The organism is Mesorhizobium sp. M7A.F.Ca.MR.362.00.0.0 (assembly GCF_004023175.1).
Taxonomy (GTDB): domain Bacteria; phylum Pseudomonadota; class Alphaproteobacteria; order Rhizobiales; family Rhizobiaceae; genus Mesorhizobium.
The window spans coordinates 10,268-19,296 of record NZ_RZTF01000031.1 but is presented as its reverse complement, the minus strand read 5'-3'; the positions used below and the strand labels follow the sequence as shown (position 1 = coordinate 19,296).

Here is a 9,029-nt window from a genome sequence, read left to right as displayed (position 1 = left end):
CCGCTCGCCGCCGCAGCGTTCCAATTCCCCTTGCATGAACCTGCCGTCGCCACCGTGCTGACCGGCACCGCCAAGCTGGCGAACCTGACGCGCAACCTCCAACTGCTCGGCATCGACGTGCCGGAGACGGAATACGCCAGATATCGTCCCCACACGCTGGTGCAGGAGCTGGTGTGAAACTCCATATTCTTGCGGTCACACGAAGGAATGGACATTCTATATTGACGAAATGATGGAATTAATATTCCATACGTTCCCGGAACGGAACGGAAGTGTGACGGCGCCAATGGGGAGCAGCGCGGTGGATTTGCCTCTGCCAGGCCTTGCAAGGACTGATCAAACAGCGCTTGCATCGATCTGTTCGATGCATTATCAAAACATGGCAATTGTTTTTTATTGATAAAGTTCTGTTTTGGACCACGCCTATCCGGACGGAGCTTCCGTATCGTTCACCGGGCGACTTAGGGAGGAAACCTCATGAAATTCGTGACCAGCATTCTCAACCGCCGCGCCGTCATGGCGCTGGCAGCAGCTTCGATGCTCGCCGGCGTCATGCATTCGGCGCCGGTTTCGGCGGCGGACGTGACCATTCCGATCATCGTCAAGGACACCACGTCGTTCTACTGGCAGATCGTTCTGGCCGGCGCCCGCAAGGCCGGCAAGGATCTCGGCGTCAACGTGCCGGAACTCGGTGCCCAGGCTGAAACCGACGTCAACGGCCAGGTCTCGATCCTCGAGAACGCCGTTGCCAGCAACCCGGCGGCGATCGTCATTGCGCCGACCGAGTTCAAGGCGCTTGGCAAGCCGATCGATGAAGCCGCTGCCAAGGTCAAGGTCATCGGCATCGACTCCGGCGCCGACTCCAAGGCCTTCACCTCGTTCCTGACCACCGACAACGTCCAGGGCGGCCGCGTCGCTGCCGACGGCCTCGCAGCCGCCATCGGCGCCGCCAACGGCGGCAAGATCGAGGGCGACGTCGCCCTGATCACCAACGCGCCGGGCGCCGGCTCGCTCGAACAGCGCAAGCAGGGCTTCACCGAACAGCTGGCCGCCAAATATCCGGGCCTCAAGCTGGTCGCCGATAAATATGCCGACGGCCAGGCCACCACCGGCCTTAACATCGCCACCGACCTGATCACCGCCAACCCGAACCTCAAGGGCATCTTCGCTTCCAACCTGATCATGGCGCAGGGCGTCGGTCAGGCTGTCGCGGAAAACAGCCTTGGCGGCAAGCTGGCGCTGGTCGGTTTCGACAGCGACGAGAAGCTGATCAAGTTCCTCAACGACGGCGTCATTTCCGCCCTCGTCGTCCAGGATCCGTACCGGATGGGCTATGACGGCATCAAGACCGCACTCGCCGCTTCCAAGGGCGAGAAGGTCGAAGCCAATGTCGACACCGGCGCCAATCTGGTGACCAAGGACAACATGAAAGACCCCAAGATCGACGCGCTGCTCAATCCGAAGCTCTGAGCCGTCGCATCCGCAATGGTCTCCGGGGCACCTCGCCCCGGAGACAAGCTGCCGCACAAACGGCTTGGCAATCCATAAGCGTAGGCTAGGCTGTTTTCGAGACATATCCTTGTCTCGCCGCGTGCCAATCGTGAGGCCAATCTGGGAGGATTGTCATGACATCGACGGCGCAGGAACTGCATCCGGCCCCTGTGCTGGAACCGGGGCGGACCATCCTCGAATTGCGCGGGCTGGAGAAGCGCTATCCCGGCACCCACGCGCTGAAGCCGGTCGACCTCGCCTTCAAGTCCGGTGAGATCCACGCCATCGTCGGCGAGAACGGCGCCGGCAAATCCACGCTCATCAAGCTTCTGACCGGCGTCATGCCGCGCACCTCTGGAGAGATCGCCTGGGAGGGCCAGCCGGCCGCCCTGGCGACGCCGCACGAGGCGATGGCGCTCGGCATCAATGCCGTGCACCAGGAAGTCGTGCTGTGCCGTCACCTGACGGTCGCCGCCAACATGTTCCTCGGCGAGGAGAATTCGCGTTTCGGCATCCTGCAGCAGCGCGCCATGGTCAGGCAGGCGCAGACGATCATCGACGACCTCGGCTTCGACCTGCCGGCGCATGTCACGCTTGGCGACCTGACCATCGGCCAGCAGCAGTTGATAGCCGCCGCCCGCGCCACCGTGCGCGGCACCAAATTCCTGATCTTCGACGAGCCAACCGCCTACCTCACCCGCAAGGAGGCCGACCAGCTTTTCACCCTGATCCGCCGGCTGAAGGGCGAAGGCGTGACGATCATCTACATCAGCCACCGCATGGAGGAAGTGTTCGAGCTCGCCGACCGTGTTTCCGTGCTGCGCGACGGCACGCTGGTCGGCACCCGCAACATCGCCGAGACCAACGATGCCGAGCTGGTCAAGATGATGATCAACCGCTCGATCGAGCAGGTCTACCACAAGGAGCATTTCACGCCGGGCGCCGCCCTCATCGAGGCGAGGAACCTGTCCGGCAAGGGCTTCGAAAATGTCTCGATGACGGTCCGCGCCGGCGAGATCGTCGGACTCTATGGCCTGATCGGCGCCGGACGCAGCGAGTTCGTCACCACGCTTTACGGCCGCCACCGCAAATCCGCCGGCCAGATCCTCTGGGAAGGCAAGGAGGTGCAGGTCAATTCCGAGCATGACGCGATCAAGCTCGGCATGGCGCTGGCGCCGGAAAGCCGTCGCGACCAGGGCCTCTGCCTCAACCTGCCGGTCGGCTTCAACCTCAACCTGCCGATCTACAAGCGTATCTCGAACAATCTGCTGATTTCGAGCACGCAGGAGAAGACGCAAGCCGATCGCCAGATCGCCGATCTGCGCATCAAGACACCGACGCGCGGCGCGCTGGCATCCAGCCTGTCGGGCGGCAACCAGCAGAAGATCGTCATCGGCAAATGGCTGGCGCACGGCGCCAAGCTGTTCATCTTCGACGAACCGACGGTCGGCGTCGATGTCGGCACCAAGGCCGAGATCTACCGCCTGTTCAGCGCACTTTTGTCAAAGGGAGCCGGCATCATCCTGATCTCGTCCTATCTGCCGGAAGTCTATGAACTCGCCGACACGCTGCATGTGTTTCGGCGCGGCAAACTGGTGGCGACGCACGGTTTTCACGCCGCCAGCCACGAGGATATTCTCACTCAGGCGCTCGCCGAGAAACAAGAAAAGCTGGGAGGACAGATATGAGCACCGAGGCGATCGCCGTCGAAAAACCGAAGCGCAACTATAATGTCCTGTTTGGGCTGACGCTTTTGGCGCTGCTGGTTCTGCTCTGGATCCTTCTCTCCGTGTCGACGACGAGCTTCGCCTCCGCCAACAACATGGCCAATCTCTTGCGCCAGGGCTCGATGATCGCCATCATGGCGGTCGGCCAGACCTTCGTCATCATCACCGGCGGCATCGATCTTTCGGTGGGCGCCGTGGTCGGTTTCGCCACGGTGGTCGTGGCCATGATGATCAATGCCGGCTTCCCCATCTGGCTCGCCATTCTGGTGACGCTGCTGGTCGGCATCGCCATCGGCATGTTCCACGGCTTCGGCATCGTCAAGATGGGCCTGCCGCCCTTCATCATCACGCTGGCAACGCTGACCTCGCTGCGCGGCATCGGCCTTTTGATGACCAACGGCAATTCGATCAACATCAACAGCGACACCTTCACCGCCTTCTCGCGCAATTCCTTCATCGGCATCCCCAACCTGTTCTGGATGGTGATCCTGGTCGGCATTCCGGCCTATATCTTCCTGCACCACAGCCGCTGGGGCCGGTACCTGTTTTCGGTCGGCTCCAACGCCGAGGCTTCGCGCCTGTCCGGCGTCAATGTCCAGCGCACCATCTACATGGCCTACACGCTGTCGGGCCTGTGCGCCGCCTTTGTCGGCGTGCTGCTGGCCGCCCGCATCGGCATCGGCAACCCGACGCAGGCCGAGGGCTGGGAGTTGCAGGCGATCGCGTCCTCGGTCATAGGCGGCACCTCGCTGTTCGGCGCCGTCGGCTCGGTGCATGGGCCGCTGCTCGGCGCCTTCATCCTGGCCACCATCAACAACGGCGCCAACCTGCTCAACGTCAACTCGTTCTGGCAGCGCATCATCACCGGCGCGCTGATCATCATCATCGTCTACTTCGACGGCCTGCGCCGCCGCGGCAAGTAGCGATCCCGCAATCAACCGCCGGCCCGCCACACCAACGGGCCGGCGATTTCATGACTGGATTAGCGCATGAAAGCCGTCCTCTGCCGTTCGCCCGGCGATCTTGTCCTTGAAGACCGGCCCGCACCAGAGGCACCGCCTCCCGGCTGGGCGCTGGTGGCGGTCAGCCATGTCGGCATCTGCGGCACCGACTACCACATTTTCGAGGGCAAGCATCCGTTCCTCGCCTATCCCCGCATCATGGGCCATGAGGTGTCGGGAACGATCGTCGAGACCGGCGACGGCGTCGGTCTTGCCGTTGGTGAGCCCGTGGTGATCAACCCCTATCTTTCCTGCGGCAAGTGTATCGCCTGCCGGCACGGCAAGCCGAATTGCTGCGTCAGGATCGAGGTGCTGGGCGTGCATCGCGACGGCGCCATGTGCGAACGGATCCTGGTGCCGGCGCAAAATCTCTATCCGGCCAACGGCCTGTCGCTGGCCGACGCCGCCGCAGTCGAGTTCCTGGCCATCGGAGCGCATGCCGTGCGGCGCGCCCGCGCCGACCCCGGCGCCCGCACGCTGGTCATCGGCGCCGGCCCGATCGGGCTCGGCACCGCCATCTTCGCCCGCATCGCCGAACTCGACGTGACGCTGCTCGAAATGAGCAGTGAAAGGCTCGCCTTCGCCGCAAATGAGCTTGGTTTCCAGACCCTCGACGGCTCGCGCGGCGCGGTGCCCGACCTGGTCAAGGAAGCAACATCAGGCGAAGGCTTCGATGTGGTCTTCGACGCCACCGGCAACACCCAGTCGGTGCAGTCGGCCTTTGCCCATGTCGCGCATGGCGGCACCTTGGTGCTGGTCTCCGTTGTCAAGGACGACATCAGCTTTTCCGATCCGGAATTCCACAAGCGCGAGATGACGCTGATCGGCAGCCGCAACGCCTTGCGCGCCGACTTCGATCACGTCGCCGCCTCGATCCGCAACGGCGCCGTTCCCCTGGCCAAGCTCGTCACACACCGCACCACACTCGCCGGCACGCCGCGCGATCTGGCTCGTTGGGCACATGAGAAATCGGGCCTGATCAAGGCTGTGATCGAGGTCGGATCATAACATGGCAAACGGCGAAGCCGGTCCTCCAATGCGCCGCCGCTGGCAAGTGAATGCGGCTGAGCTGGGCCGGGCACTCCCTACAGCGCCGACAGCTTCAGCTCCACCCGTTCGGCCGGAAAGCGCGACTCGGAAAACTGGATCGGCTGGCCGTCCGGCGTGACGTTGACGGCGACCGTGACCAGCACGATGGCGCCCGGCTGCAGGTCGAGGTCGGCAAGGTCGGCGGCATCGGCATGGCGCGCCGACAGCATGGTCGATTGCCGGAGATAGTCGTCGATGCCGAAGCGCGCCAGCGATGCGGTGATCGAGCCGGTCTCCGCCATCGCGGCATCGATGCCGGCAAAGCGCCGGGCCTCGAACCAGCCGGCAGCGCGCGACACCGGCCGTCCGTCGGCTTCGCCGCGCGTTTCCAGCCGGATCACATCGGCTCCCTTGGGAAGACCCAGTCCCTCGGCGACGCGCTGGCTGGCCGGCTCGACCGACGAGGCGAGCAGGACGATGTGCCGTTCCGTCGTTTGCCCTTGCAGCCCTGTCGAAAAACGTGTGCGCGCCCCGATCGGATAGGACAGCCGCTTGCGCGACAGCACGAAGGTGCCGCGCCCCTGCTCGGCCCGCAGCACGCCTTCCCTTACAAGGGCTGATATGGCGTTGCGCACCGTGTGACGGTTGACGCCATAGCGTTCTGCCAGCGCCACCTCCGGCGGCAGCGCTGCATTCTCCGTGAAATCGCCGATGGCGATCGCATGCAGGATCTTGTCGGCGATCTGCCGCCACAGCGAAACGCCACTGCGCCGCTCGATGCTGTCCGCTAACAGCCGCCCGACCATCATTGCCCCAACCTTCCAGCGCCCAGTCTTCTATCGCTGTCATCCACCCGTCATGGACACGCGTTAGATAATAGATATAATTTGTATAGTTGTCTACATCAATAGACAAATTGACAAAGAGGAATGCTGCTGATGCGAGGACAGGAAGCCCGCGACCAGGCCGAGCGCAAAGCCGCCATGGCAACCCTTACGCAATCCAGCGGCGATGACATCGTACGGCTCTGGAATGAGGCCGGACTGCCTTCGGACGCCGAGTTGCTGCGCGGCCCCGAAACCGGCCTTGTCACCCTGCGCGGCCGCATCGGCGGCGGCGGCGCCCCTTTCAATGTCGGCGAGGCGACCGTTACCCGCGCCACCGTCCGGCTGCCCTCCGGTCAGGTCGGCCATTGCTATGCGCTTGGCCGCGACAAGCAGAAGGCGAAGCTGGCGGCCATCGCCGACGCGCTGTGGCAGGACCCTGCCCGCCGCAATGAGGTCGAGACCGGGCTGATAGCGCCCCTGCGGTCGGCTCTGACCGCAGCGCATGAAAAACGCCGCGCCGAGACGGCGGCAACGAAGGTGGATTTCTTCACCATGGTTCGCGGAGAAGACTGATGGACATTGCAGCGCAATCGATCGAGGGCGGTTTCGCCGATCCGGTCTTCGACGCCCAGACCGTGTTCCGCGCCGTCATGGACGCAATGGCTCGGCCGGGCAGCGTGCAGCCGCTGCCGGGCTTCGCCCGCCCGCCGGCGCCGCTCTCGGCGACCGCCGGCGCCATCGCACTGGCGCTGTGCGATAACGACACCCCGCTCTGGCTCGACCAGGCCCTGCAAGCTTCCGCCGCGATCAGATCCTGGCTTGGGTTCCACACTGGCGTGCCCGTGGCCAACACACCGGCCGATGCGCATTTCGCCTTCATCGCGGCCCCGGCCGAGATGATGTCGCTTGATGGTTTTTCGCAGGGCACGCAGGACTATCCCGACCGTTCGACCACGTTGATCCTGCAAGTCGGCGATCTCGTCTCCGGCACGCCGCTGTTGCTCGAAGGTCCCGGCATCGAAACCAGCGCCACGATCGCGCCGGCACAGATGCCGCGCCATTTCGTCGAGCAGTGGAAACAGAACATCAAGCGTTTTCCGCGTGGCGTCGACATCATCCTCGTCACATCAGGCGGCATTGCCTGCCTGCCGCGCACGACGCGCATCAAGACGATGGAGGCGTAAGATGTATGTCGCGGTAAAAGGTGGCGAAGCCGCAATCGCCAACGCCCACAGCCTGCTTGCCGACCGACGCCGCGGCGACCGTTCGGTGCCGGCGCTTCGCCTCGACCAGATCGTCGAGCAGCTGGCGCTCGGCGTCGACCGGGTGATGAGCGAAGGCTCGCTCTACGATCGGGAGCTGGCCGCCCTAGCCATCGTCCAGGCGCGCGGCGACATGATCGAGGCGATCTTCCTGGTGCGCGCCTATCGCACCACGCTGCCACGCTTCGGCTACTCCAAGCCGATCGACACCGCCACCATGCTGGTCGAGCGACGTGTGTCGGCGACCTACAAGGATCTGCCCGGCGGCCAATTGCTCGGGCCCACCTTCGACTACACGCACAGACTGCTCGATCCCGAGCTTGCCGCGGGGGCCGAGGTCGCCGAGCCCTTGCTGCGCGAGACGGAAGCGCAAGCCATGCCGCGCGTTTCGGCCATCCTCGCCCGCGAAGGCTTGATCGAACCGGATGGCGACATGCCGCAGGACCATGTCCCCGGCGACATCACCCGCGAGCCGCTGGAATTCCCAATGGCGCGCGACATCCGGCTGCAGGCGCTGTCGCGCGGCGATGAGGGGTTTTTGCTGGCGCTCGGCTATTCCACCCAGCGCGGCTATGCCCGCAACCATCCCTTTGTCGGCGAGATCCGCATCGGCGAGGTCGAGCTCGAGCTCGACGTTCCCGAACTGCCCTTCGCTGTCCCGCTCGGCACTGTCCGTGTCACCGAATGCCAGATGGTCAACCAGTTCAAAGGCTCAGCCAAGGCGCCGCCGCAGTTCACCCGCGGCTATGGCCTCGTCTTCGGCCAGAGCGAGCGCAAGGCGATGGCGATGGCGCTCTGCGACCGGGCGCTGCGCGCGAAGGAGCTCGGCGAGGATGTCGTCGCCGCGGCCCAGGACGAGGAGTTCGTCATCTCACACTCCGACAATGTCCAGGCGACCGGCTTCGTCGAGCATCTGAAGCTGCCGCACTATGTCGATTTCCAGGCCGAACTCGACCTCGTGCGCCGCATGCGCGCCGAACACGACGCCCACCAAAACCCCGTGAAGGTCGAAGAGAAGCGGGAGGCCGCGGAATGATCGAAGGGCTTTCCCACATGACCTTCATCGTCCGCGATCTCGAGCGGATGACCAAGATCCTCGAGGGCGTATTCGACGCACGCGAAATCTATGCCAGCGATGCCGAGCAGTTCTCGGTGTCGCGCGAAAAATTCTTCCTGATCGGCGACATCTGGGTCGCCATCATGCAGGGCGAGCCCTTGCCGGAGCGCAGCTACAACCACATCGCCTTCAAGATCGATGACGCCGATTTCGACCACTATGCCGAGTGCATCGGCAAGCTCGGCCTCGACATGCGCCCGCCGCGCCCGCGCGTCGAGGGCGAGGGCCGCTCGATCTATTTCTACGACGACGACAACCACATGTTCGAACTGCACACCGGCACGCTCAATGAGCGGCTGGCGCGCTACGCCAAGGGATTTGAGGTCGCATCATGACCGACATCGCCACCTACAACTTCGCCTATCTCGACGAACAGACCAAAAGGATGATCCGCCGCGCGATCCTCAAGGGCATCGCCATCCCGGGATATCAGGTGCCGTTCGCCTCGCGCGAAATGCCGATGCCCTATGGCTGGGGCACTGGCGGCGTCCAGGTCACCGCTTCGATCATCGGCCCAGACGATGTGCTCAAGGTGATCGACCAGGGCGCCGACGACACCACCAACGCGGTCTCGA

The 9,029-nt window shown here is 64.0% G+C and carries 10 protein-coding genes and 1 pseudogene; 10 read left to right on the top strand and 1 reads right to left on the bottom strand.

The window, feature by feature from the left end; all coding sequences use genetic code 11:
* From EOC06_RS41885 to EOC06_RS06990, 5 genes and pseudogenes are all read left to right on the top strand, one after another.
* A pseudogene (locus tag EOC06_RS41885) lies at positions 1–177 on the top strand (aldo/keto reductase); the annotation flags it as partial.
* A gap of 300 nt (positions 178–477) precedes the next feature.
* The gene (locus EOC06_RS07005) at positions 478–1,470 is read left to right on the top strand and encodes an ABC transporter substrate-binding protein (protein ID WP_127272465.1); all 993 of its coding nucleotides are present in this window, start codon (positions 478–480) and stop codon (positions 1,468–1,470) included.
* A gap of 155 nt (positions 1,471–1,625) precedes the next feature.
* On the top strand, positions 1,626–3,179 hold the full coding sequence (locus tag EOC06_RS07000) for a sugar ABC transporter ATP-binding protein (protein ID WP_127328220.1): 1,554 nt from the start codon (positions 1,626–1,628) through the stop codon (positions 3,177–3,179).
* Positions 3,176–4,141, top strand: coding sequence for an ABC transporter permease (locus EOC06_RS06995; RefSeq protein ID WP_128307408.1), 966 nt, complete (start codon positions 3,176–3,178; stop codon positions 4,139–4,141). Before EOC06_RS07000 ends, EOC06_RS06995 begins: the two co-directional genes overlap by 4 nt.
* A 66-nt stretch (positions 4,142–4,207) precedes the next feature.
* Positions 4,208–5,227 carry a zinc-binding alcohol dehydrogenase family protein gene (locus EOC06_RS06990; protein ID WP_128307407.1) on the top strand — a complete coding sequence of 340 codons (1,020 nt, stop codon included), beginning with the start codon at positions 4,208–4,210 and terminating at the stop codon, positions 5,225–5,227.
* A gap of 77 nt (positions 5,228–5,304) precedes the next feature.
* Here EOC06_RS06990 and phnF read toward each other — a convergent pair whose 3' ends face one another.
* Positions 5,305–6,054, bottom strand: coding sequence for a phosphonate metabolism transcriptional regulator PhnF (phnF, locus tag EOC06_RS06985; RefSeq protein WP_164898495.1), 750 nt, complete (start codon positions 6,052–6,054; stop codon positions 5,305–5,307).
* 132 nt (positions 6,055–6,186) lie between these two features.
* On the opposite strand from phnF, the gene phnG reads away from it, so the two are divergent.
* The 5 genes from phnG to EOC06_RS41880 form a co-directional block, all read left to right on the top strand.
* Positions 6,187–6,648: a phosphonate C-P lyase system protein PhnG gene (gene phnG, locus EOC06_RS06980; RefSeq protein WP_127328214.1), complete on the top strand. Its 462-nt coding sequence runs from the start codon at positions 6,187–6,189 to the stop codon at positions 6,646–6,648.
* Complete coding sequence (phnH, locus tag EOC06_RS06975; protein ID WP_128307405.1) at positions 6,648–7,259, top strand: phosphonate C-P lyase system protein PhnH; 612 nt, start codon at positions 6,648–6,650, stop codon at positions 7,257–7,259. The genes phnG and phnH overlap by 1 nt, the downstream gene beginning before the upstream one ends.
* Before the next feature lies 1 nt (position 7,260).
* Positions 7,261–8,373 (top strand): carbon-phosphorus lyase complex subunit PhnI, encoded by a 1,113-nt coding sequence (locus EOC06_RS06970; RefSeq protein WP_128307404.1) that lies wholly within the window; start codon positions 7,261–7,263, stop codon positions 8,371–8,373.
* Positions 8,370–8,789, top strand: coding sequence for a FosX/FosE/FosI family fosfomycin resistance hydrolase (gene fosX / locus EOC06_RS06965; protein WP_128307403.1), 420 nt, complete (start codon positions 8,370–8,372; stop codon positions 8,787–8,789). The genes EOC06_RS06970 and fosX overlap by 4 nt, the downstream gene beginning before the upstream one ends.
* On the top strand, positions 8,786–9,029 hold a 244-nt coding region (locus EOC06_RS41880), incomplete at its 3' end, for an alpha-D-ribose 1-methylphosphonate 5-phosphate C-P-lyase PhnJ (RefSeq protein WP_245469379.1). The genes fosX and EOC06_RS41880, both read left to right, overlap by 4 nt.